Source organism: Calditrichota bacterium (assembly GCA_020637445.1).
GTDB lineage: Bacteria > Electryoneota > RPQS01 > RPQS01 > RPQS01 > JABWCQ01.
In genome coordinates, this window is record JACJVZ010000001.1 from 239,892 (window position 1) to 266,649 (window position 26,758).

Sequence of the window (26,758 nt, forward strand, 5' to 3'; positions counted from 1 at the left end):
TTGGAGCAACCCGAGGGCTTTTGTTTTGACAAGTGCGAACTGTTTTATCCAGTATATCCAGTGGAGTTCCAAACTTGCGCTTTGCACGAAATTGTGTTCAATTTCGGGGGTCGGAGGCAACACTCGCAATCAAACCTATTCATACTTTTCCTGTCAGCTTCTATACGCATAGTTTTCAATAATAAACAAGCGGATACAACTGACCCAGAATCTAAGTTAGTAGGCCATTTTTATTGACTTGCCGCTGCCGATGACCTAAATTACCTTGATTAGTAGTAATAGAACCCTGCCGTCCCTTTGTACGTGCTGCTTCGCCTTCAGGGTCTACTTGGTTTGCAAATGCGAATCTCTTTTGCCGAGACTCAATCCCGTATAACGCTGCTGGCGAAGAAATGAAATCATGAAAATACTTGCGAAAATATTCTGTACGGTTGTGTGTGTGGTTTTCGTCACGCAGGGTGGAAATGCGGGCGAGCGGAATGATCTCAATTCGTCTCCCTTTCCCGCTATCATGTCGCTGGATTCCCTTGGGGATACTGTCTACGTGGATGACGATTGGGCGAGTCAAGCGGACGTTGATCTTTTCAATATAGCGACGGGAAATGACCTCGTCTGGGATACGACTGCATTTGGATCGATACCCGATGCCTATACCGGTGTCACGGAACGCGTGATCTTCATTCGTCCGGGAGCATATCTTTATCAGGTGCACGCGATTGGTTTGACTAACTTGACCTTGATTGGCTCCGGAGTGGATAGCACGATTATTCGCGCACCGGTCACGACGATGCCTGACATTTACTTTGCGGGTGGCCCCAGCCGTCCGATCTTGTTCTTAGAGAATTGCACGGCGCATGTGTCCAACCTGACCATTGACGGCGACGCACGCGGAGCGAATAATTCGCGCATGATCGGCGTTGCCTTTTGGAACTCCAGCGGAGATATGTCCAACGTGTCGATCCTCGACGTCCGCGACACGCCGCTCAGCAGCAGTCCTCAGGGCGTCGGTATCTCGGTCAACCACAATGACGGTTTGCCGCACGCCGTGGATTTTTCGAATGTCCATATTGAAGGATTCCAAAAGAACGGAACGTCGTTCACGGGCACAGACATCACCGTCAACTGCGACAGCGTGACGGTCGTAGGACTCGGCCCGACGAACATCGTCGTTCAAAACGGCATCCAATACAGCAACAACGCGTCGGGATCCGTCACGAACTGCGTTGTTCAAGGAATCATGTGGTCCAGCTCCGTATACATCGCGTCAAGTTTACTCATGTATCAGGCGGAGACTGTGGTCGTGGCCAATTCTGTAACGACCAACGGACAGGCAGGTGTATACACCGTCGATACGGATTGCGAAATCGATTCCTGCGACTTTGAAGCCTCGCCGGCGCCAAGCACTGTGGGAAAATCCGGCATTCGACTTTATTCCGGTTCATTCGCGCTTGCCTCCGTTGACGGAACATGTCAAGTCTATTCCGAAGCAACGGACGACGCGCAGCGCCAACAACGCCGTTCACTCGACGCAAATGAGTCCGTTTCTCTTTCGCACACAAGAATGACGGGTTTTGGCTCGACCGGAAGCTACGGAATATTTACGTTAGTCGATGGTGACACGCTTAGCATAACAGTTTCTGACTGCGAAATCACAAATTGGAATCGTGGTGTGGATCTGACGGCCTCTGGCGCCGGAAAGATTTGGCCCGCAAACGTAACAGGCACCAAGCTCTCGAACACTGTAAACGCGTTCGACAATACGAACAACCACTACTGGAACGGAAACTGTTATTCGGACTACACGAGTAACTTTGGCTATCCCGGAACGTACGAAATTTCCGGCGCCGCAATCTGGAATGTGGATCACTCGCCGAATCCAAACGGCTGCTATGACGTCAACCTCTATTTCGAGGACGCTGCTGTAGGATGCGCACCTTCGGATTGTGATACGGCCTTGCTCTACGTAACGCTGGCGACGGCGGAGCTGCCGAACTTTCAGCTTGAACTCGAACTCCCCGCGGGATTTGTTCTGGGGCTTCCGGTAACGGGCGCGATCGTAACGCCGAATTCAAACTATGATCTGAATCTGATTCAGTCCTTTGCCATCGCTTCCAACGACAGCGTCGTATTGATCGATGCGGGTTTTCAGTCGCCCGGCAGCACAGGCGATTCGACTCGCTGCATCGCGTGTATCCCCGTGGTAAATGTGAGCGGTTCGGCGGGTTTTCATGCAATTACGGCCGAGAATTGCCTGTGGGTGGACATCGGCGGCGTCGAACACAGCAATGATCAAGAACTCGGCATCACCGCCGTCAACGTCGATTGCACAATCCCTGTGGTGACTCAATTCACGATGACGCCGACCTGTGCGTTCGGGTCCGCGGATCAAACGGTGGAGAAATTCTCAGCAACTGCCACGGATGCGTCCGGAATAGAGTCCGCGTGGATTTCCGTGGCACCGGGTGGTGGAGCCATGGAAGTTTTCAATGGCGGCAATACGTCTCCGCAGACCTTCACATTTCCTCAACCGGAAGACACGACGGAATTCTATGCTCTGTTGACCGAAGGTGTTTGCAACTCGATTACGCTGTATGTCAATGACGCCAAATGCAATGAATCCGCTCCGTTGAGTGTGGTGAATGCGGGCCGGGACGAGACGCCGCCCAGCGTCGCAATATCTACGTCCATTCCTGCGTCGTTTTGTTTCAACGATTCTGAGCTGTCCCCGAACTACGGCGGCACGCATCTCGACAACTACATCAACATCACAGCGCTGTTGGGAACGAATCCTTGCGCCGCCAATTCCGGAACGCTCGCGATATCGCATGCGGGTGCCGCGGACTTCGTGGCCTCGCTGGATCGTACGAATTTCCCTGCGTCGGATGCCGATGCTCTCGACTTATGGACGTGGATGCTGACCGTGCCCGGAGTTTCTTATGCGAGCGGCGACACGTTTACGTTTGACGTAAGTGCAGAAGACTGTGCGGGCAACCTCTCAGCCACTGAGCAATTTGACATTTGCGTAGATATTCAGCTTCCCGAAAATTCTGTGACTTTGTTTGACGCCCGACCTGCGCATCTCGGAGTTTGGCTGAAATGGTCGTGGGCCGCCGGTCCCGACGCACAAGAAATGCGTATCTACCGCAGTCCACTGTCCGGCGAATATCCGGAATATCCCAATGACCTTTGGAACGACGTTGCAAATTATGACGTAACCAGTGTTCCGCCGGTCGGATGGACATTGGTGACATCACAGAGTGCATCGTCAGGTGTTTTGACGTCAGGGTCGAACATCGGCGTGCCGAATAACCGCGGTGATTCACACTACCACGTTGCCGGAGCGGATACTTTTTGGTTGGACGCCGAAGCAGGGTGGGAGGATGGTGACGGAAACTCTGCGTCAATGCGAGACATTTACCGCTATGTTACATTCGTCAGGGACGCCGGTGACAACTGGTCTATTGGCGACACGGTCGAAATCCTCGAGAACGCCGACCGATCCACGAACTATTGGTTAGGTGATTTTAGCACGGCGGACAGCCCCGGCGATCCGTTCTCACGCGGCCGCGTGGATACGGATGACTTAGGTCTGCTCGCGTCCGTGTATTTCACGAACACGGGTGGTTACAGAAACATCGGCCCGGTCGCGGTGGAAAATGGATTTGTAGGCCGCGGCATTCCCAATCCCGACTCACTGGGTCAAATCGAATTCCAAGACCTCGCACCTTTCAGTTTCAATTTCCATTCCGTTTCACCCGTTGGGATAGACGCTACGGAATTTGCGATCGAACCCGATATCACGCAAACACGGTCTTTCGCGCATTTGGACGAAAGTCCGACTCTGGTTATTTCTTCACGGCAGGAAAATGAAGCAAGCAGCAATGTCGTCGTCGAAGTTCAACTGCGCGGCAACGAGTCCGGTCTGGCTAAGGCCGCTGAAACGAAGTTTCATTTTGATCATACGGTCTTTGAGTTAGTGAACGCGACGAAGGGAGACGCGCAGAGTGATTTGGGTACGGTTTTCACGAAAGTCTGCGAGATTCAGCCCACAAATGACATTGGCATTGTGGCGGCTTCGTGCGGCGGACAAACAACGCTTTCGGGAAACGCGACGCTGGCGACGATCACACTTCGCAAACGGTCAGAGTCTATTGAGGCGGGCGAATTCTCCTTGCACTCGACGCAATTACTGGACAATACCGGTTCGCTCTATGATCTCGAAGACGTTCAATGGTCGGTCGGAAGTGCGCCAACATTGCCGTCGTCATATTCGCTGCAGCAGAACTATCCCAATCCCTTTAATCCCTCGACTCAAATAGCATTTGAGCTGCCTGTGGCCTCCGAGGTCGAGTTGACGGTCTATAACACGAATGGCCAATTGATCGCTACGTTGCTTTCGGAGTCGCGGGAGGCGGGTACTCATACGGTTACGTGGGACGCAAGTTCATTAGCCAGCGGCGTGTTTATTTACCGGCTCAAAGCAGATCGCTTCACGGACACAAAGAAAATGATCCTGCTCCGTTAACGAATAATCGATACCCAACGAGAAAGCCCTTGGAATCACTTCCAAGGGCTTTTTCTTTTCCCAGTCACCCGATACGAAATTCTATTCGATTATTTCAGCCTTGACATAATACATGTGAGCTTCTCCCGGGGGAACGCTGTCAAAATAGATCGTCGCCGTGGTCGTATCGATCGGCGCGTACGGAGTTTGACTCGGCAGTTCCTCTCTGCGGTAAATGACATAAGACGGAGCAGTCGGCAGCGGCGTGCCAAACGTGCTGAACGTCACGGGTTTCCATTTAAGCTGTGCGTCCGTTCCAGTCCAAAAGATTGTCAAACTGTCCGGAAGTTCCGGTATGGGATCGCAAACAAACAGCTCCGGCGCGTCAAACGTTCCCGGAATAAATGTTCCGTCCGGTCTGCGCATCCCAAAACTCCCAATCATCGGAATCGCCCCGCACGAGCGCATTACAAGGCTAAACTGAAACAGTTCGCCCGGCCCGGCCCAGTACGAGGTGCCAAACACCGTTGCACCGACCTCAAGCCAGTCAGGTGCGGCAATAATATGATCGGCGAATCGAAAGTCCAGTCCCGGCAATCCTGCGATCAACGTGCCGGGCGTAGGATTGGCCACCAAATCGACGTTGTTCGTGTCATACGTGATGTAGACGGTAAAGCCGCGTACGGTGTCAGATGTCGTAATCAACGCGGTAAAATCCACGGTATCACCGATCTGAGCGAATGCCGTATCCGGCTGAAAATACATCTCCGTCGCCTTCCCATCCTTTGAAAAGGCGCACATCATCAGCACAATTCCACAAAAGGTCACACAAATTCGCCGCATTCCATGTCCTTCCAGAATAAGCCACCCCCGCCGCCACAGAATCGTGACGGCGGGGGTTGATTCTGTTTGTTTCTTATCGATCCTGACTATTTAATCAGAACCATCTTCTTCAGGTCGCTGAAGCCGTTTACATTGATCGAGTAGATGTAAACGCCCGAGGCAAGTCTGCTTGCATCGAACGAAACGGTATGGCGTCCCGCCGTCAAGTCATTGTCCGCAGCCAAGGCCACCAACTGACCCAGCGTGTTGTAAACCATGATCTTGACGTGTCCCGCTTCCTTAAGATCGAACTGGATGTTCGTCGTCGGATTGAACGGGTTCGGATAGTTCTGATAGAGAGCGTAGTTGTCCGGCACGGTTTGCACGCTGAACAACGGATACGTCTCACCTTCAATGTCGATAATTTCGCCCGTATTGTCAAACAACTGGACATCGGCCAATTCGATTTCGCAATCACTTGTCAATTCGGTCTTGACACGGAAGGTCACCGTTCCCAACGACATGTTACCGTCGAGCGTGGTCCAGCCACCGCAAGCCGCGGCGACCAAGCCAACTTGACCCTCTTCCGCCGTCTCACTAACCTTTGCAAACACCGTTCCTTCAGAGGAAACCGCGCCGCCGATCGAGGTCGTTACGACTTCCAACTGCGTGTCATCAAAGTTCAGCATTGCCTGCACAGCCTTAACCACGTTGCCGTCGTTTCCAGACACGGAAACGGCCACTGTGAACTCGCTGCCAGCCTCAAAGGTCGGCTCATCAAGAACGTCCAGAGCGACTACCGGTCTGCTGTCCAGACGGTTCACAGGACGGTACACCGAGGGATCCGGTTCAATCATGAATTCCAGCGGATTCGAATAACGGCCGACCATCTCGTAGTTAAAGCTGAAGGGCACCAAGTCGGAGAAGTTGACGGTCTGGACACCATTGTGAATCGGAATACCCTTACCAATGTTGCCGTTCTCAACTTGAACCGGTCCGATATTCTGATACGTTCCAGTACCGAAGTAAACACCGGACAGCAACTGCAAGTCATCCGTGTCAACCTTGCCGCGAGAGTTGTTTAGGCCGCTATTGTCCGCAGGCGCGAAGTCACCCAGCCAGTAGTTCGTGGCATGATCAACATTCGTTCCCGGATTCGTCGTGTAACCCGTCGACCAGTTTCCTGCCGCGTCCTTCACGAACGTGACGTAGCGATAAATGTCGCGCCACGAGGTCGCATCCGGACCGGACGGCACACCATCGGTGAACTCGGCGCCGTATTTCCAACCTAATTCAGCATCCAACCAGTAGCTCAAATGCTGGTGGAAGTCCAATCGGTTGTTGTTGCCGGTTTCAGTCGCGGAGGAAACCTCACCAGTGCCGTAGAGCTGCGTCGCAACCAGAGTCCAACCCGTCGGAGGCACAGTCGAAACATCGTAGTTGTTCAGAAGCTGCGGCGAATAGCTCGGATAGCCACTGCTTCCGGTCGTGAACGGACTGCGGTAAATCCGCAATTCAACGGCTTGGCTCACGTCAGGTGTCCATTCCCAATTCAACCAAACGCCGCCGTCAGCCGGACGAGCGTCAAACGTAGTTACGGTGTTGCCCGGAAGGACAAAGTCAATACATAGATCAAATGTCTGTGAGCCGGAAACGTTTCCTGCGCAGTCATTGACTACTGCCGAGAATTCGTAAGTTTCGCCGTCTGCCGTGGTTGGCACCATTCCACCCAATGGATCATTCATCCACGTCCAGAGCGCTGCACTGTACGTTGCACCCGGGAAGCCAGAAAGATCGCCCGACAGCGCCAGCGTGTAAGGCGTGCCGCCCGGATTTGTGTTTGACGTAATCGTCAGCGTTCCCGTCGTTGCATTGCAATTCACCAAGTCAAGCTGAGTGATCTCAATATCAAGGTCAGCTTCAAGTGCGGCTTCCGCGGTCGCGTTGTTGTAACAGCCGTTCAAGTTATCTGTAACACTCAAGCCCGGCGCCGTGTTGTCACGGCCAACGTTGAGCAAGTCAACCATAGTTTCGTTGCACTCCGTATCCAGCAAGTGCAGCGTCAACGTGTTGCAGCCTTCTTGCAAATAGCCGTAGAAGACGGTCGAATCGTCGGCAACCGGGAAGTTCGGCGACGTCGGCGGAACGACGCTCGGCCCGAAAATCTGATAGCTGCCGCCGCCTGGCGCAAAGGTCACCCAAGCCATTTCGAGATCGGAGTTCGCATCGTCCAAAGTAGCGCTGAACATCTCAGTAACCTGCGAAGCGCTCCCGAACGAACAAGTCGCATTATTCACGAAGTCCGTGATCGTGGGCGGAGTGCAGTCGACATTGATATTGATCGCCGCCGGAATCAAAGTGTTCGTATGGTTTCCGCCAAGGCTGTCGATCCACAACGAACTAAGGCAGGATACCGGATAGGTACCAGTGGCCGCGCTTACGTTCACAAGGGGCAGGCATGCGATGAACTTGCTGCCGTCGCCAGAACTTCCCGGAGACTGGAAGCCCATGTCAATCACAACTTGATTTCCAGCCATGTTGTTTGCGAAGACACTAATCAAATTGGGATCCGCGTTTCCGAACGGCAACAATGTGCCGGGGAGAGAGGTATTAACCGCAAATCCTGTCGGAAGCTGCAAGACCAATTGCAGGTTTGGAATCTGAGCGATATCCGTACTGATATACAGATTCGTTTCGTCGCAGTCCGTTCCGCCGCATCCCAAGTCAGCAACGGAGACCGTCATACTGATTGTTGAACCGCATGCCGGATTCGGATTCGCGTCGACATTGACCGGTGCTGCCCCTGGCACTTCATAAGTCGTCGGGTAGCCATCATTGACGCCAAAGTTCGAGTAGCAATTGCTGTCCCAATAGTGGCCGGAAACGTTGTCATATCCCGGAACAAGACAGTTGAGAGTGTTCCCTGTCACGTCGGCCTGCGTGATCGTGCCGCCGTCTTCATAGGAAAGCACACCGTACTCGTAGTCGTTGATTGTGCAATTCGAAACTTCAATATCCAGGTTGTCGCCGCTGCAGTAGCCATAGACGCCGTAGCTGGAAGGAAGACCTGTACCAGTCATGGTGACGCCTGAAATAGTAACGTCCTGATTTGCGTCCAGGTTGCGGATGCGGCCGTCACGCATGGCGTTCATGCCTTCAGCGTCATAAGGTGACGGTCTAACCTCGCGAACGCTGCGGGATGAACCATAGTTCGTGACATCAACCGCACTGATGTAATCCGGTGTTCCCGAAGTGCTGACAATCGTGCCACCAGTCTGCGAACCGTTCATCTCCAGCCAATTGAATGTCACTTGATTATTGGTGCCGTCGCAATCGGTTACGATAATCGGGTTGGATCCATACAGCAGCAAGTAACCGCACGCAACCCAATAGCCGCCTGTCCACGCGTTGCCAGTGACATCGCAATCGGTAATCGTACCACCGGAGCCCCACATCTGAATTCCATTCTGGGCCGTAACCCCGGTCGGGCCGGCGCCCACCGTCGTAACTCTCAACAAATTCGCCGTCAAGTTGTCGTTTCCATTCAGCGCGATGCCGCCTTTCTGATAACCCGTAACGTTCACATCGGTAATATCAATCGCGAACGGACCGGCAGTGTTGTTGAAAGCATAGATGCCCAAGCCATGCTGATTGCCGCTGAAAGGCGTTTCAGTCACGTCGATTACATCTACGTTCGTCAACGAACCGCTGCTGTTCCAGAAGGCAATACCTTGGAAACGATTGTTGATGTTTCCCTTACCGTCACCGTCCAAGGTAAGATCAGAAACATCCGCCGTGCAGCCGTCCAAGAACAAAACGGGGAAGTTGTTTGCGCTCGTGGTGTAGAAGTCCGGCATCGCCGTGGTCGGCGCTTGAATGATCGTGCTTCCCACACCTGCACCAAGAATCACGAGATCAGGCATTCCAACCGCATGAATCTGACCCGGGAACGTGCCCGCCGTGAAGTGAATTTCATTTTCAGTTGCCTCGGTCGCCCATGTTGACGCGGCAGCGGTGGCGGCCGCTTGACCTGTCATCGAGGGTTCAACGTAGAAGAAGGTGCCAGCACGGTCATATGCCCAGCCATTTGCACCAAGCAGATTTGCCGCGCCGACTGCATTGAGCTGACTTGTTACGTATGCTTCGAGGTAAGGATACGAAGCGTCACCAACTATATACGGGAACTGTCCCAAAGGAACAGTCAAGTTCGTGATAGGGGGACGAACGGACGCATACTCGTCGCGTTCCGTGTAAATGGGGCGAGGTTCGCTGATGTTAAGTGTGCCCGAAAAAGCCACGTTGTCTGAACCGCCCGTGTAGTAGCGGCCGTAAGTGTAGACAGCAACGCCACCCCAAGCGTTTCCGGACGTCGTGATATTGCTGAAAGTCACGTTGTCGCAGTCAGTCGTTGCAAAACCGTTTCCGTGCGTAGTTCCGGTGACGGTGCAATTCTGAATGTCGCCGAAGCTTACACCATTCAGGTCAATTCCCGTACGGTAACTATCGTAGACCGTCACGTCGTGAATGCTAATGCTCTGGTTTTCACCCGTAGCTTTTATTCCATAACCGGTAGAATTTGTAGGACCTGCAAGAGAGAAGTCCTCAAGCAGGACCGTAACATCACCATCAACCGTTAGACCGTACGTCACTGCGCCAGTAGCATCAATAATCGTTGAGCCTTGTCCGTCGCCGCGAAGAGTAAGGTCGATTGAAATGACGGGAGCTTCAGAATAGGTTCCCGCGTCGCATTCAATCACGTCGCCGGGGTTTGCGGCATTGATAGCGGATTGAATCGTAAAGTAGTCAAGAGACTGCGTGATATTGTGTACGCGATAGCCAGGTCCAAACGTCGTAACATCGCCTACACGATAGAAGCTCGTCTCAAGTTGATTCACGTATACATTTGCGCCTGCGTTGGCCGAGCCTACGCCAAGTTGAACAGAAGTAATAATTCCATTGGCCATAAGGTCATAGAGATCTCCGTATGTCGGGTATGTGGCATTCCCCCCGTAATAGTCCGTGGACGTCTCCATCGAGGCCAAAGTGTATTGCGGTTGGCCGAAATATCCGCGAACACGATCGAATACCCACCAAGTACCAGAGGTTCTTGAGACCTGCTCATGCCACCATGTTCCATTCGATGGATGCGCGCCGAGATTGTTGGGCTCATAGATAAGTAGTTTGTCCCAAACGTTTTCTCCAGTGCGAGATGATACAGAGGTTAGACCAAATTCCGAAGTCTTAAAACCAATTTTGAATGCTGCCGAGAAATTGGCGCCGCCGTTGCCCATCCAATAGTAGTCCACGAAAAATCCCGGATCATCGAGAATTGATCCCGGCCCAAAGCCAGAAAGATCATCTTTGCGATGGCTAATCTGTGATTTTCCACTCGCGCCACCAACTGCGTCTATCCAAAGATTCACCGCGCCGGGATGCGTCCCTCCTGGAAAGCCTGCGGGAGCGGGCCCATAGAGCAACTGTGACAGAATATCTGAATCGTGGGCTGCATTTCCGCTGCCATTCTCAGGCACATCGGTAAGTGTGGGACTGACGAGGTTCGTGCCAGCCGCCTGAGTGCCGCTTCCGTCCGCTCGTGTATCGTCAGAGTACCATCCATTGTCGCCCAGCGACGCAGAATTTACTTCCGCGGCCCATGAGCTGTTGGCAAGCACGAGTATTGCCAACAAAATTGCAAAAAGCATCTCTGCCTTTTTCATTTTCTCTTCCCCTGTCAATTAGTTGATGAGTTTCCGAATATATCCAATCTAAGGTTCACATTTTAGTGTAATGACATGATAGTTTCCGATATTCACGACTCCTGTGTCGCCGGGATCAAACGTGTAGACTACGAAATCGTGATAGAAAAACGTGTCTTGCGTCGTGCCAACCGGAATGTAGTTGCCCTCGTCGTTGATCACGTCTTCCAATTCGATTTGATACCACGGATTCGAAATCGGGTCATTGTCTTCATCGAGCGTGACGGAACGCCAGCTCAGACAAACGGAGTCTGCCATAATCGGGAAAATCGTCACACTGTCCGGTGCCAGCGGTTTGGTTCCTTCAAGCGTAATCGCGGTCGTGTCACCGTTCATGTTAATGGGATCAGGCATTTCACCAGTGCCGCTGAAGCCTTGTCCGTCAAGAAAACCCACAATTGTACTTTGGTCGCCGAGCAAGTTTATGGGCTCAAACGTTAACGATGCAATCACCGCGGTTCCCGTGAAGTTGGGATGAAAGAACCCGTCGACTGAAATTGTGTCGCCGTCCACGAGATGCGGAAGGATGTGCAGATTCGGATTCGGCCCGGGGGTCACAGACACTAAAGTGAAGTTCGCCGAGTCAAACACAAACCTCAGATCAAAAACACGCACGTTTGTTCCCGTCATCTGTACATTCACCGTGTACCCTTCGCACGTATAGGCGAAGATAGTACTCGGCGACAGGTGAATAAAAGCGGCCGTGTCATCCAGCGTACCGCGCTGCGCAAATAACTTCACACCAAAAAGCAAAAGGACTGCGAAAGCCACGATAGCTGTACGCAGTCCTTTTGACCCAAATTTCGAGGGCAAATTCATACCAGACTTCCTCACTCTATGACTCCCCAGAATGCCTTGCGTTATTCTATTCATTATTCATCAGGCATCAGACACCTAATAACATAACTAACGTCAAATGTACGCAGACAGTTCCGATCTTACAAGACTCTTTTACAAGTTGTAACAAACTCTCATAATACACTATGTGTTTATTCACAACAAGTTAGAAACATCCTGAAATTTTGGATTAAGGAGTTTTTATTATTACTCCTCTCCCTTCATACGATTCACCAAGTTTCACTTGGGTCATTGTTGTTTATGGGACACCAATGACTATTTCCCATTTCGAATCGCAGCAACATCGATATCGAGTTTTGTGGTCTGAAGCTGCAAAGTACGACGACTGACACAAAGCGCACGCGATGCTTCAGTAACATTCCCATCAAGCTCTGTCAGAACGCAAGTCAGATATGCGCGCAAGAATTCAGACGTTGCTTCGCGGTAGTCAAGCGGAAACGTCGTCTGACTTATTCGGATCGCGCATTTCTGTTTCTTCTTCCTGCCGTTATGTTTCGAATTCGCCAAAGTACCTCCCCAGGCAAAAAAGGCGTGAGAGAAATTTCACACCTAAGACTATTTCGATTCAATATTCGCAGAATCTGAGTTCTGCGTTTGTGTCATAATTTCGTTTTCGTTCCTTTAGGCCTTCCCGTACGCTTTGGAATCAGAATCTTCTGCAGACTCTCGCATGAGAACCTGCGGTCCCCCCGTGCATTAATACGAATACACTCGAGGATACCGATTCGGCACCATCTTCTGATTGTATTCTTGGACACGCCGAGCATTTCGGCGGCTTGTTGGATGTTTAACAGAGGAGAGTTGATATCTTCTGAATCCGGCTCAATCACAGGCAATTTCATCGATGATCCGGTGTTTTCGCAAGATTCAAAGAATCTAATCTGAACTTCGCACTCCTGCAAGAAAGACCATACAACTTACGAAATTTCTTGAGATTTCGTAAGCTACGAATTTTTGAAATCTTACAAAACTCGATAAAAAGTATGGATAAGTTAGGTCAAGTCATCAAGGAGGCCTAACCAAAAGAACATGCAGTGCATATGCCTGAGTCCGTATGTGCAAAAAAATACACACAAAACATCAAACTTCTTAAGTCAGCTCTACAAGACATTTCTTGAATTTGATAGAGAACAACTACGTCCTGCCGGGCAAAAAAACGGCTCACAAGAGTGAGCCGTCGAGAAAAGCAGAGTTGGCTGCTATTTCAGCAAAAGCAATTTTTGGGTCTTCGTTCCAAAGGACGTTTGAAGCCGCACAAAATACACACCCGTAGCAGTCGCCTGTCCGTGGTTGTTTCTGCCGTCCCATTGTACGGAATGTTCGCCGGGCTGCAAGGTAGATCCAAGGAGTTCCCTGACCAGACGGCCATTAACGTCGTAAACGTTCGCTTGCACGTCAGAAATGCCGGGAAGTGTGAACGAAAGTGAGGTAGACGGGTTGAAGGGATTCGGATATGCAGGCCGCATGGCGAAAGTCGTCGGAACCGGAACGGGTTCCGCCGTAGAAATTATGATCTCTCCGCCGGAAACGCAATCTACCCAACCTTCACGGTTGCCCATCAAGATTTCAAACGCATTGCTGCCGTCGATATCCGGCAGAATTCCGACTGCGTCCACAGGGCTTGTCACGCCCTGACCAAACGTATCGAAGTAGTGGTCACCGTCCCAACCACTCATCACAATCAACTTATTGCTCAAACTTCCGCAGACGATGTCCGCAATGTGGTCACCCGTCACGTCAGGAACGGTTGTCATTGCCAGAACATTGCGCGGATCATCCGGATCGGCGATCTGATTCCAGATTTCAAAACCTTGTGCGCCGTCATAACAAATCACCCGTCCAGAAGTCGTACCGACGACAACTTCGGAAACATCGTCGCCGGAGATGTCGGGGATGATGGTCAATTCATAGACGAAAGAAGAGCCGATCTCCTGAAGCCAAAGCTGCTGTCCGGTTCCTCCGTCGATGACGTACACGCCAAGATAAGCGCTTGCCACGGCGACGTCTTCCGTGTTGTTGGTTTGCGGATTCGCGTTGCCCATTCTTTCCAAATCAAAGACAGGCGAACTGCCGCCGATATTGGTTTGCCAACGCTGGCCTCCTGTAGCACCGTCGATCCCTACGACCCAAGTTGTGGTTCCGCCCACGACGTCGTCAACTCCATCTCCAGAGACGTCCGAAATCGGCGTGAGCGAATAGAAAGATGTATAAGCCGGTCCTTCCCAAAGCAGCTCTCCGTTGTCTCCGCTGAGAGCAAACACACGTCTTGATCCATTGCTGCCGTCTCCGCTGCCGCATGCCAATACGTCGGTAATGAAATCGCCGTTGATGTCAACAAATCCTTCCACGTCGTTCACCCAGCCGCCGTCACCCCACCAATCGGTGTCAAACATCCAGAGTTCTTCGCCTGTGGCTCCGGACAACGCGTATACCGATTGACTATTTCCGGTCGTGCCAATCAGCACGTCCTGTACGCCGTCACCGGTGATATCGTCAATGGTTGCGAGCGCGCGGTCATAAAACACCATTCCACTGTGCGAGGGGACGACACGGGAATTGTATGTCCAAAGTGTATCAGCCGTTCCGCTGGAAGCTCCATTTAGACAAACCGTCAAACCGCTTTCAGTCGTTGCTACGACGTCGTGTATTCCATCTCCGTTTGCATCATTGACGGCCGTTATACCGTTGATTCCGACGTCAAAATTATCCGACGGATCATGATAGGTCCAAACGGTCGTTCCCTCCTCAAAGTCCGCAACGAACGCCCGTCCCGTCAAGACGACGTTTACTTGCGGCTGATCGGGATCATTTGAGAGAATCGACAGAACGCCTCCGTAGTTTCCAGCGACGTCCGGCTCAAACCAAAGACGTACGGTTGCAAACTCACTGGCCGGAATGGTCACCGGAAGAGTTATGGGATCAATTCTAAAATCGATGCCGGACGTAATCTCAATTGAAGAGATAGTAAGTTCACCGTGGCCGAAATTAGAAATTTCGAGATTGCTCGTGGTAGACGTCGTCGGATTGGGAACCCAAATGTCTCCGAAGTCGACCGATACCGGATTCAATGAGATTTGACCTTCGTCGGGAAACGCTTCGCCGGTAACGCGGATCATGAGAAGTCCTTCGTCGGGATCGTTGCTCTCGACAACCAAAGTGTCTACCTTGTCGCCCGAAATCTGCGGACCGAACTGAACAACAATAGTGAAGTCGGTTTCGCCCGCGACTTCAAAAGGAAAACTTGGCGGAGATGTCACAAAAAAGTCCGTTCCGTCGCGGAAATAAATGCTGTCGAGACTCAGGATTGCGTTGCCGGCGTTCAAACCCGCAAGCTCCCAAGTCAGCGGATGACCGATCACGCATTCGCCGAAACTGTACGGTGTCGTGTCCAGCACAATGTCCGGCTGGACAGCGTTAGACACGTCGTATTGCAGAACGCGGTTGCTGTTTGAATTTTGCGCATAAGCCACTAACCACAAGTATCCGTCGACCAGCGCAACGCCGCGCAAACGCCGGTCTGGAAGAGAAACATGTTCGGGAAGTTCGAATTGCCATTGCACCGCGCCGGTTGCTGCATTTACCCAGTAAACGAAGTCGCCGTCGGTATTCACTGAAGTCGCCCAGATCATCCCGTTGTTGTAAGCCACTCCGCGAATTTGATTTCCCGGAGCATTGACGCTGTCCAACAGAGCTCCATCAGACTGCGCTATGCGTAAGAATTTGTTAGTCGGAAAATTTCTTCCTACCCAAAAATCCGTTCCGTCGACGGACAATCCTCCGGCATTGCTTTGCGCGGGGTCGGGAATTGAATCAAGCAATGCTCCGCTCAGGGGGTCAATCTTGTAAATCTGACGGCGTGCCGACGCACCGGAAATTGTCCACAAATAATCGCCGTCATAGGCCAAGCCGTCCGATCCGTTCACGGGAGAAAACACGGTATCCACGATACTCCCGTCAACCGGACTGAACATGATCAGACGATTCGAGTTGTTGTCTCCGGACCAAAAATATTCGCCGTCAAAGGTAAGTGATGTGGACGAGATCGATGGTGCGGGAATGTCGCGCACGAGCACTTGCGCGGATGTCGGTGCGCAGGTAAGTAAGGCAATGAACGCGAGAAGTGTGACTGCAAATAGTGATTTGGTATACATGGGTCCTCCCGACCCGTCGTGGGCAGGCACGAACGGGTCAACAATGGTGCAAAAAGCTAAGGATGCGGAATAGGTCGCCTGCCGAGAGCCGCAACGGGGACACACGCTTTGGCGTCCCCGTTGCGGTTAGTTTATGGTGGGTTCGGATTATTCAGCCGGATCGGTGGATGCCACGACAACGTAGTAGCGTTGTGTGTTTCCAAGCGTGGCGTCAATATCCGTAAACGTCGTATTGGCCGTTACTCCCAATGAATTCGCAGGAATCAGCGGGAAACCGAATTCGGTGCCGACAAAAACTTCATAGCTTTGCGCGTTCGTAGTTGCACTCCAACGCAGCACCACGTCGTTTTCATCCGGATCGATCCAGATCGTAAGGTCGTTGACGGGATCGGCGGCAACATAAGCAGTGTACTCGTCAGCGCCGATGTCAGGAGTCGAAACCGAACGTGCGTCGCCGTCAATGTCCGTGGTCACGAGCGCGATCGGCGTACCCAAATTATTCACCGTAGTCGCCAGCGTATCGATATGCAGATCGGTGTTGCTGATGAAGCCCGGATCGCCGTCCACTGAGTTGGCGTCGTTTCCTGTTCCCTGCCAATCGGCCAACGTCAAGTAGTCCGTCGTGCCGTCGCGTCCCGTATTGTACGCGCCGGTACCCGTTCCGTAAATGTCGTTGTAGTTGGACGAGGCAATCGTTCCGGATACTCGGCGGATGCCCCACGACGCGAGCGTCGATTGATCCGAAACGAAGATGTTGTTCATGACCGTCGCATTGGCCGTGCTCGAGTTAATTTCCAGCCCGTCAACATTGCTTCCATTCGTAAGATCATTGACGCGGATGCTGTTGTTGTAAATGTGCTGTTCGCCGCTGCCGCAAAGAATACCGCTGACATTCGGCGTACCACTCGAGACGTTCCAGTCGTAGATCATGTTGTTGTAGATATAGGCAACCGCGCCGGTGCTGGTTCCCGGACGGCTTTGAATACCTGTCAAGTCGGCCGATGTGCTCGTTCCAACGTAGCGGAAGTTATGAATCCTGTTGTTATAAACGTAAACCGTATCGCCGGCTGTCTGGCTTTCAACCAAAATACCTTGGCAATCGACCGTGCTGTTGCCCCACGGCATAATGTCGTTGTCGTGTACGCGCGCGTTCGGGCTGTTGTCCAGGAAGATACAATAATGGCCGCCGCTGATCGTACAGTTGCGGATCTCATTGTCCGTCGCTTCACCGGTCGAAGAACCGTCGAACATGCGAACGCCGTAATAAACGCCCGTGATGGTCACGTTGTCGATCAGATTGAAGTCTTGACCGTCACGATAAAGACTGATACCGCGTCCATTGGTAGACGCGCTGTCGTTTCCGACCACGGCGCAATCGCGAATCGTGTTGTAATCGGCGTCGTTGTTAATCACTACACCGATCTTCGTGTTGCCCGTGCAAACGAAGTCGATGCCTTCAAACGTGATGAAATCAGCGCCGTCCAACAAAACGATTTGCGTTGCCGTGCCGTCTTGCAGCGTCACGACGTCAAGCGCCGCACTCACGTGTTCACGGAAAATAACGCGGTCGGCGAAGTTAGTTCCCGTGATTTCGGGGATGACCAATGCCTCGTTGTACGTTCCGTCGTAGGCCTCAATCACAACTTCACCGTCGATTCCGCGGAGCGTCAACGCGTTCACTGCGTCCGTAAACGTCGCGAAATCGTTGTTGCCGCCGCCTAAATCATAGACGCCGGACATCGGCGGACCGACGATGGTCACGGAGGCCGTTGCGCTGTCATTGTCTGCGTACGAATCCGTGCCGAGGAAGGCCTGCACTTCGAGGTCACCAACTTCATAGTCGCTAACCGGCGGCGTCCACGGAATTGTGATCGTGTCGCGCACGCCCGCATTCAGCGAGATGAGAACTTCGGATGTCTGCGAGCCGTTGTAGAACAATCTAACCGGAACGTCGACTTCGTTGTTCGTTCCAAAGTTCTGAATATCCGCTTCGACGCTTGTGGCCAAGCCGCCCACAAACACGGCCGGAAGATTGACAAAACCATAGATGCCGTAGTCGTGCGCAAGCGACGTGAACTCGTATTCGTCCGCGCCGATATCCGGCGGCGTACCGCGTGTTTCACCGTCGATATCCGTCGTCACGATGGCCACCGTCTGTCCTGCTCCGTTGCACAGAGAGAAGGTTGGCGACAAGTGCAGGTTGGTCGCGTCGACAAATCCGGGCTGGCCTTCGACGGAGTTCAAGTCCAAACCCGTCGCGGTTTGCCAATCATTCAGCGTCGCATAGTCAGATCCGCTGTGACCGACATTGTAAAGTGTGCCGATACCATACACACAATTGTTGTTGCTGTTCATCGTGCCGCTCGAAATGTAGATCGCCCAGCATTCTTCAGTCGGTACATCAAGCTGCAAAATGTTGTTGATCAACGTACAGCTTGATGACGTTCCGGTCACGTAGGCCGCGTAGATATTGCTCGTCGTGCCGACGTCGCCGATACGCACGCTGTTGTTATAGTATTCCGAGCTTCCTGTGGCGGTGCGCATACCGTAAACGATGCCGCCCGTCACTTGCCAGTCGTAGATGAAGTTGTTGTAGCCGACCAGCGTCGCGCCCGTGCTTGCGCTGCCGTACAAACCGTTGGAGTTCGTACTTGTGCGGAAATTGTGGATTTCATTGTCGTAGGCATAGCACATGTTGCCCGAGCCCAAAGTCGTGCAGTACACGCCGTAGACTTCCGTAGTCGAACCGTTCCAGCCGGGTTGAATATCACAACCGTAGACTCTGGCATCTGATTCATAGTTCAAGTAAACGGGATACTTGCCTTCCATAAGCGAAGAATAGCGAACTTCGTTGCCCACGTCGGGAGTGCCTGAGGTACCTGTGAAGCGAATGCCGTAGTATGCGCCTGAAACGGTGACATTTTCAAACACGTTGTAGTCGTTGCCGCCGCCCAAAACGTAAGCGCCGTAATTGCTCGTTCCGGCAACGCTCGCGCCGGTGATTGCGCAGTTCATGAACGTGTTGTAATCCGCGTCGTTCGTAATCTCAACCGCGCGGCCCGTTCCACTGCACGTGATGTCGATGTTGTCGAAGGTAATGTAGTCCGCGCCGTTAATCTGCACCGTCGGGCTTGCGCCGACGATTTCCGGTGGCGTACGGTTCGGTATGACTTCCGTGAACGTTATCGTGTTCGTTTCCGACGCGCCGACAATGGCCGGAATGGAAACGGATTCGTTGTAGGTATTGGCGTAGACGTTAAACGTCACGGCGCCGTCAACACCGCGCAAAGTCAGCGCCGTCACGGCGGCTCCAAAGCTCGCGTAGTTGTTGCTGCCGCCGCCAATATCATAGGTTCCGTGCATTGGCGGAGCCACAACCGTCACGGTCACGACTGCGCTGTCGTTATCCGTATTCGCGTCCCCGGTGAGGAATGCGTGGGCTTCCAACGTTCCGCTGCTCGGAGCGCTGGGAGTGGTCCAAGTGAAATCAACCGTGTCGCATTCGCCCGCGGCGAGCGAAACCAAAACTTCGTCCTGCTGAACACCATTGTAAAGAAGGCGGAGCGGAACGTTCGTTTGCGCGCTTGATCCGATGTTGGCAATGCGCGCCTGAATCGCGTACGGAGTCACTTCTTCGTACAGTTCCAGCGGGTCGAGAATCGCGAACACCACATAGTCTGCCGCAGCAGCGAGATACGTATATTCGTCCGCGCCGATGTCCGGCGTGCAAGGACGAAGGTTGCCGTCAACATCCATCGTCAAGCCCGGAATCGGAGCGGCTTTGTCACTTACCAGACCGAACGTATTCAGAATGTGCAAGTCAGTCGCGCTGACAAAACCGGGGTCGCCTTCGACACCGAATGACTCGTAATTTGTGGCAGCGGCAAGGTCCGCGACCGTCGCATACTCTTCCGCACTGACGTCAAAGACTTGGAAATCAGCACCGCCGTTGTTATAGTACGCGTTGTTGTCCAATACGTCAGGATAGTAGCCCGAAGACAAACCACGGTACGCGTCGGTCTCTTCGGTGGATTCTGCGAACGCGAAAATGTTGTTCTGAATGTTGCACGTATGCAAGCTCGACGACTTGTAGTAGCCGTAAACCGAACCGGTTCCGTCAGGGTCGCCGATGTTCATGCTGTTGTAATAGTAATTTACGTGCCCACTCGATCCGTAGATGCCGTAGGCCGTGCCCGTACCTGACGAGAAGATGTCGTACATGAAGTTATCATGGAAATCGATCGTCGAGCCCGAACCTCCGTTTGCGCGCAAGAACGCGATTGTGCCGGTCGATACGAGGTTGTGCAGCCTGTTTCCGTAAAGCTCGATCGAATTGCCTGAGCCGATTGTGCTTATGTCGACCACATACTCCGATGAGCCGTTTCCGTTTGCCTGAAAATCGCAATTGCGAACAGTCATGTTGTTGCAATTGGAAACGTAAAGACTCTTGTCGCAATCTACCGTGGAGCAGTTCTCGATGATGATCCCGGAACTGACCGGCGACGAGCCTGACGACAAATAGATCGACTCAACACCGTTTCGGCAATCGAGTCCCGAGAAGACGTTGTTGTCATTTCCATTTCCGAACATGCGAATGCTGTGCGAAACCGTGCTCGCGTCGTGTGTTTGCAGCAAGCAGTTCTCAAAAATGTTTTCCGTGCATCCGGTTTGCATTTGCACGCAATTGTCCGTCTCGACACTGGCCCATACGTCAACGCCGTCCCACGTAATGTAGCTTGCTCCGGTTAGCTGGACGACGGCGACCGAAGACGTCGTTGCCGACGAGTCCAAAATACGCGCCGTGCCTGAAGCGTCACTAAACGTCACGCGGTTGACCGCGCTCGCGCCAACGATAGGTCCGTCGAAAACGATGCGTTCTTCATAGTCCGTGCCGTAAACGTTGAAGGTCACTGGGCCTGTAATCGTGTTGCCGTAAAGCGCGGCCACGGCTTCGTTGAAATTCGCGTAATCGTTGTTGCCGCCGCCGATATCATAAGAACCCGAAAGCGGAGCACCCATGACCGTGAAGCTCCATACCGGACCTTCCGTCGCGCCAAAAATATTGCGTGTCACGACTTTCCAATAGTAAGTCGTATTAGCCAGAAGATCAGTAGGAGGATTGTAGGTTGTTACCGCCGCGACGTTGTCCAGCTTCTTGGCGACCGCTTCGTTGTTGTCGACCGAATCAACCGTCTGAGCAAGGTAAAGGTCGAGGGTCGTTGTGCCCGCTCCGTTTACCCAGTCAAGGTTCGTGCTTCCAGAAATACCCACCGCGCCGTCCTCAGGCGTTGGCGTGCTCGCTTCTTTCGGGGGAGCGAGCAATTCCGGACCGCTAACGTCGTCGAGATACAGTTGGTTGCCGCCCGTTCCTTCGTCACGGTGGAGGAAAGCCACAAACACATCTTGACCGACGTACGACGCCAGGTTTAGTGCGTAGTTTTGATAGACGTTCTGAAATGCGCCGCCCGAACCGCATTTGTACTGTGCCAGCACTGTGCTGAAGCTCGCGGGCAGAGAATCCGTCGTGCTCAGCATCACATACAGAGAGTCGTTGTCGACGACGAAACTGTACTGAGTCCGCACCCAGAACGAAATTTCATCCGTGATGTTGTTCACGTGCAGCTTCGGAGTGATCAGCCAACGAGCCGCCACTTCGCCGCCTGCCAAATCTTCCTCGACGTCCGCAGCCTTCGCCGGCCCGGAGTTCGTGTTCAGGGTCGTCCTTATCCACAGATTCGAACCGTCCCCGTTTTCGACACTTTGCCAAGCGATTGGCGGAAACGTCGTTTCATCGAAACTCTCGCTCAGATCGACCGCCCACGCCGACGCCGCAAAGCATGTCAGTAACGCAAGTGTCAACAATAGCTTGATACGATCCATTCTTGCCTCCATTTCGGTATTCAGTAGGGGAGCCTCGGCTCCTCCATGTCAAATCATACAATCCTCTTCATAGCATGGCGACATGTCGACCTCTGCTAACTATGTCAGAATTTTAATATATTGTCTGGAAATTCCTGAGTCAACTCGAAACGAGGGGCAAGTAAGTTTACGAGGGTACAACAGGCCTCGATGTCTTGCCGCCTAATCCATTGTTTTTGATGATAGGCAGTTCAAACCTCACTGTGACCGTCCTCACGGATGGGGAATCTACATTCTCCACGCTCCGCATGCCTCTGTAAACTAACGGCAAAAAGCGCTATCTTTCTACCCTTCAATTTCAATCTAAAGGCAGCACCCATGCGCCGCAGCATTGTTCAACACCTTGTCCTTTCCACGCTTCTTGCGCTAACCTGCTTCACGTACCTCACGTGGTCGGCTCCGTCAGAAAAGATTAGCCCGGAGCTTCGGGACTTTTGGATAGAAAATTCGGAAACAGATACGACAGTAATTGTCTACTTGTACGACCGGGCCGAGATTGCCAGTCTCGATCAATGGCTCACGTCTGTTCACGCCACTCGCCAATACCGGCACCAGCTTGTCGTTGACGAACTTCGTAGAGTAGCCACAGAGTCGCAAGCGGGACTGCTGGCTGAACTTTCTCGTTTGCAAAACAGCGGAGAAATCAGCGGTTTCAAGTCATATTGGATCGTCAATGCGGCAACAGTCAAAGGCAACCGCCACGCAATAGCTGCCTTGGCCGACAGGGGAGAAGTAGAGTGGATTGAGCCCAGTTTCACGGCGTCGCTGATTGAACCGGTTGGCCGTCCTTCCCGGGTCAGAACACTTGATGAGAATCACGGCATTCCAACGGGAATCCGGGCGATTGGTGCGCCGCGAGTTTGGCACGAACTGCGAATCACTGGCGCAGGCAGACTGGTTGGGAACATTGATACAGGTGTGGACGGAACACACCCAGCGTTGTCTGCGCGTTGGCGGGGGATTCATGCCCCGGCAGACGAGTGTTGGCTCGACGTCGTTCGTACGTCCACGTTCCCCGAAGACGACAGCCCGGACGGCGGACATGGCACGCACGTCATGGGAACCATCTGCGGAAACTCGGCTTCAAGCAATGACTCTATCGGCGTCGCGCCCGAAGCGGAGTGGATTGCCTGCAACGCGATCGATCAAAGCAGCAATTCGGGTTTCAACAACGACGTGCTTGATGCCTTTGAATGGATGTCCGACCCGGACGGGAACAGCGCGACGATTGACGACGTGCCGGACGTCGTGCATAATTCGTGGGGTGTCGACGGCCGTTTTCCGGGCTACACAGATTGTTTTCAATTATGGAATGACGCTATAGTCAACTGTGAAGCCGCAGGCGTTGTCGTAACCTACTCCGCCGGCAACGAAGGCAGTTCTCCCCGTACGCTGCGCAGTCCGGCCACAATTCAGTTGGATTCCGTCACCGTGTTTTCCGTGGGAGCCGTAAACGCGAATTCCGATACGGTGCCGCCGTATACGATTGCGACTTTCTCCAGTCGCGGTCCGACGGATTGCCCGCCCTTCACAGCGATTAAGCCCGAAGTATGCGCCCCCGGCGTCGACGTATATTCTTCGTTTCCGGGTAACAACTACATTCGTCTCAACGGCACCTCAATGGCCGGGCCGCATGTAGCGGGAATTGTCGCGCTGATGAGACAGGCCAATCCGAATGCGGAAGTTCGCGAAATCAAATCCATTCTCATGCGTACGGCGCACGATTATGGTGATGAAGGTGAAGATAACGACTATGGCTTCGGCTTCGTCGACGCCTACGAAGCCGTGCTGGCGATTTCATTGAACCGCGCGATCATTCAAGGCACAGTGCGAAACGTCGCCACTGAAGAACCCGTACAAAATGCTCTCATTCGCGCAGCCTCACGGCAGCGAACGACCGACGAAAACGGAAACTACACGATGTCACTGCCCGGTGACTCGACTTGGCAATTGATTTGCAGTCGTTACGGATTCGCTCCGGAAACCACGGAAGTCACGATTGCCGCAGCGGAAACTTTGACCGTTGATTTCGACCTTACGGCCGTTCCTCAAGGTCGAATCACGGGCAGAATTTCTGCAGGTCAGGATGTACCTGTCAACGGCGCGGAAGTGGCCTTTCCCGGTTTGCCGATTGCTCCTCTAAACACGGACGACCAAGGCGAGTTCTTGGTTGATCTTCCGGGAGATTCGACCTACACTCTGCAGTTTTCTTACGATGGTGCGAGCGCCGAGACCACGGTCACTTTGGCGACCGGGGAAGAAATCGAATTGCCGGTTCATTTGCACTCGATCAAGTCTTTGCCGCAGAGTTCCGCAAGCTCGCTTTATCAAGCATTTGATTTGCTCGACACACTGATTCCTCCGGCATACGATTGGATTGAAATTTCTCCTGCGCGGTTTGGCGCGGGCACTTTGCTTTCGTTGCAAGCTCGCGACTCATCCGCATTTATCGCCATGCCTTTCGAGTTCCGCTACTTCGGAATTCCCTACGACTCTCTGACCATCAACGAAAATGGTTGGGTCGCGGCCGGAGTCAGCCATGACCACTCCTATTTCAATTTTGAAATTCCCGGTGCTTCCGGTCCGTCGGCTGGAATGGCCCTCTTTTGGGATAACCTGCAATGGGTTCCCGACACATCCGAACTTAGCTACTACTACGACACGGAGTTAAACCGCGTCGTAATCGAATATCTTGATTTCCGGTTCTTGCCCGGTGGGGTAGGGAAGTTCACGGCTCAGGTTCAGATTCTGGATCCGCGCCACTGGCAAACGCCGGACGGCAACGCCGAGATTTTGATGCTCTATGAAAGACTGGATGTTCCGAATAGTGCGTCTGTCGGAATAGAAGATCACTCGGAAACAGTCGGAATTCAAACTCTTTTCAACGGAGCATACAGCCCTAACACGTGGAGTATTCGTCCGCCGTGGGCAGTTCTCTTCACGACTCGTACAGCACCCTATCCCTCGGCTGCACCGGAAAGACCCGGACGGCTGCCAAGTCAACTGGAAGTCTCGCAAGCCTATCCCAATCCATTCAATTCGACGACCCGCCTGTCCGTCATGCTTACAGAGCGGGTACAAGTCTCCGTGCGAGTCTTTGACGTCCTCGGCAGACAAGTCGCGACACTTATGAATTCGGTTTCCGGACCGGGCGAACAAAACCTCGTTTGGAATGCTGAATCAGCCGCGGCCGGGCTCTATTTTGTCGAGGTTCGAGCGGGTCAAGAGTCGTCAATTCGCAAGGTGCTTCTGGTTAAATAGACCAGTAGAGTCCTCTTCAGATACGAAGGGAATCTGTCTAAGAAATTTGTAAACAAGAGTTTGCGGTTTTCGAATTAAGTGCTCGGGAACTTGCAAACTCTTTTTGCGTTTATTATATTACTAAATAGTTATATGACCATATACTGAATATGACCAAGCTCAAATTCCTTTACCTCGCAGTCCTGCTGCCCACTCTGGCTCTGGCTCAGGACTCCCTCACAATCCGCGACGCCATGCGTGAAGCCTCTGAGCATCACCCACAGGTTCAAGCGGCCACCGCCCGTGCCAAAGCCGCGCGTGCGCAATCCAGACAAGCAATTGGCTACAGACTTCCCTCTGTAGATGTCTCCGAGTCGTTCATTCGCACGACCAATCCGGCTGAGTCGTTTGCCTTTCAGATGAATCAGGAAAGATTCAGCATGACGGAGTTCGGCAATCCGGCCAACGACCCCAATAACCCGGATCCGCTGAACACCTATATGACACGCGCGGAAGCGACTTTGCCGATCTTTACGGGTGGAATGCTCCATGGTCGGACTTTACAAGCCCGACGAATGGCGCGCGCCGCAGGATTGGAAGAAGATCATACGCGCGAGAGCGTCGCCATGGATGCCGCGACCGCATGGTTGAACCTGAGCAAGGCCCGCGAGTACCAGTCATTGATGACAAAATCGCTCGCTACCGCCGAAACTCATATGCAGCGCGCGCGCGACTATTTCGATCAAGGGATGCTCGCGCCTTCGGACATTTTGCGCGCCGAAGTCTTTGTAGCCGAGATCAAAGAGTATAAGACTCGCGCCGACGAACAAGCGCAGCTCGCACAAGCCGCCTTGAATTTCCAAAGAGGAAGATCGCAGGACGAAGAAGTCGTACTCTCCGAACTGGTTTTCGAAGAGCCAATGTCCATAGAGAAAGTGGAGGCGCAATCCGCCGCCTTGGAGAATCGCCCGGACCTGCAAGCCGCCCACGAAAAACTCAACGCGGGCAAAGCTGAAGTGACCGTCGCGCGTTCATCGTTCCTCCCGCAAATCGGGATCGTCGGTCGCTACGATTGGTATGATGACGAATTGCTCGGCGACAACGGAAAGTCGTGGGCCATCATGGGTCAGGCCAAAATCAACCTCTTCCACGGCGGAGCCGATGTGCACGCCGTGCAAAAAGCATCCTTGGAAGCCCGCGCGGGCGAGCAGGACGTGCACCGCTTCGAAGAAGGCGTCAAACTGCAAGTCCGGCAAGCTGTTTCAGATATGGAATCGGCCAAGCTGCGCCACGAAGCCGCCAACGCCGCGCTCGCCTCGGGCCAAGAAAACCTCCGCGTTGTTGAAGCGCGTTACGCGCAGGGCGTCGCTCAGATGACGGACCTGCTCGATGCGCAAACAGCCTTACGCGAATTGGAAGTCCGCGAACTGACCGCGCGCTACGACCGAATGCTCGCGGGCTATCGCATAAAATTTGTCACCGGCCAATCACTGCTTAATTGATACACT

Annotated in this window: 9 protein-coding genes and 1 pseudogene; 3 read left to right on the top strand and 7 right to left on the bottom strand. The window is 53.0% G+C overall.

What is annotated here, in order from left to right:
- Window positions 1-400: 400 nt before the first annotated feature.
- Window positions 401-4,525 carry a T9SS type A sorting domain-containing protein gene (locus tag H6507_00880; GenBank protein ID MCB9367654.1) on the top strand — a complete coding sequence of 1,375 codons (4,125 nt, stop codon included), beginning with the start codon at window positions 401-403 and terminating at the stop codon, window positions 4,523-4,525.
- An 81-nt stretch (window positions 4,526-4,606) separates the two neighbouring features.
- Here the strand turns inward: H6507_00880 and H6507_00885 are convergent, their stop codons facing one another.
- The 7 genes and pseudogenes from H6507_00885 to H6507_00915 all read right to left on the bottom strand — a co-directional run bounded on the left by H6507_00885 (window position 4,607) and on the right by H6507_00915 (window position 21,971).
- Entirely contained in the window at window positions 4,607-5,347 is a 741-nt protein-coding gene (locus H6507_00885; protein MCB9367655.1) for a hypothetical protein, read from the bottom strand.
- A 455-nt stretch (window positions 5,348-5,802) separates the two neighbouring features.
- A pseudogene (locus H6507_00890) lies at window positions 5,803-11,043 on the bottom strand (hypothetical protein).
- 48 nt (window positions 11,044-11,091) lie between these two features.
- Entirely contained in the window at window positions 11,092-11,853 is a 762-nt protein-coding gene (locus H6507_00895) for a hypothetical protein (protein MCB9367656.1), read from the bottom strand.
- 342 nt (window positions 11,854-12,195) lie between these two features.
- Window positions 12,196-12,447 (bottom strand): hypothetical protein, encoded by a 252-nt coding sequence (locus H6507_00900; GenBank protein MCB9367657.1) that lies wholly within the window; start codon window positions 12,445-12,447, stop codon window positions 12,196-12,198.
- Between the two features lie 92 nt (window positions 12,448-12,539).
- The gene (locus H6507_00905) at window positions 12,540-12,782 is read right to left on the bottom strand and encodes a helix-turn-helix domain-containing protein (protein MCB9367658.1); all 243 of its coding nucleotides are present in this window, start codon (window positions 12,780-12,782) and stop codon (window positions 12,540-12,542) included.
- Window positions 12,783-13,139: 357 nt separating this feature from the next.
- Window positions 13,140-16,091, bottom strand: a complete 2,952-nt coding sequence (locus H6507_00910; protein MCB9367659.1) for a choice-of-anchor D domain-containing protein — start codon at window positions 16,089-16,091, stop codon at window positions 13,140-13,142.
- 147 nt (window positions 16,092-16,238) lie between these two features.
- Window positions 16,239-21,971: a choice-of-anchor J domain-containing protein gene (locus H6507_00915; GenBank protein ID MCB9367660.1), complete on the bottom strand. Its 5,733-nt coding sequence runs from the start codon at window positions 21,969-21,971 to the stop codon at window positions 16,239-16,241.
- A gap of 357 nt (window positions 21,972-22,328) precedes the next feature.
- On the opposite strand from H6507_00915, the gene H6507_00920 reads away from it, so the two are divergent.
- Window positions 22,329-25,271: a S8 family serine peptidase gene (locus H6507_00920; protein ID MCB9367661.1), complete on the top strand. Its 2,943-nt coding sequence runs from the start codon at window positions 22,329-22,331 to the stop codon at window positions 25,269-25,271.
- Window positions 25,272-25,420: 149 nt separating this feature from the next.
- Window positions 25,421-26,752, top strand: coding sequence for a TolC family protein (locus H6507_00925; protein MCB9367662.1), 1,332 nt, complete (start codon window positions 25,421-25,423; stop codon window positions 26,750-26,752).
- Window positions 26,753-26,758: the final 6 nt, after the last annotated feature.

Excerpts from the sequence above, each read along its gene's own strand:
- H6507_00915 (MCB9367660.1), bottom strand. The coding sequence starts at position 21,971 with ATGGATCGTATCAAGCTATTGTTGACACTTGCGTTACTGACATGCTTT.
- H6507_00925 (MCB9367662.1), top strand. The coding sequence starts at position 25,421 with ATGACCAAGCTCAAATTCCTTTACCTCGCAGTCCTGCTGCCCACTCTG.
- H6507_00880 (MCB9367654.1), top strand. The coding sequence starts at position 401 with ATGAAAATACTTGCGAAAATATTCTGTACGGTTGTGTGTGTGGTTTTC.
- H6507_00910 (MCB9367659.1), bottom strand. The coding sequence starts at position 16,091 with ATGTATACCAAATCACTATTTGCAGTCACACTTCTCGCGTTCATTGCC.
- H6507_00905 (MCB9367658.1), bottom strand. The coding sequence starts at position 12,782 with ATGAAATTGCCTGTGATTGAGCCGGATTCAGAAGATATCAACTCTCCT.
- H6507_00885 (MCB9367655.1), bottom strand. The coding sequence starts at position 5,347 with ATGCGGCGAATTTGTGTGACCTTTTGTGGAATTGTGCTGATGATGTGC.
- H6507_00920 (MCB9367661.1), top strand. The coding sequence starts at position 22,329 with ATGCGCCGCAGCATTGTTCAACACCTTGTCCTTTCCACGCTTCTTGCG.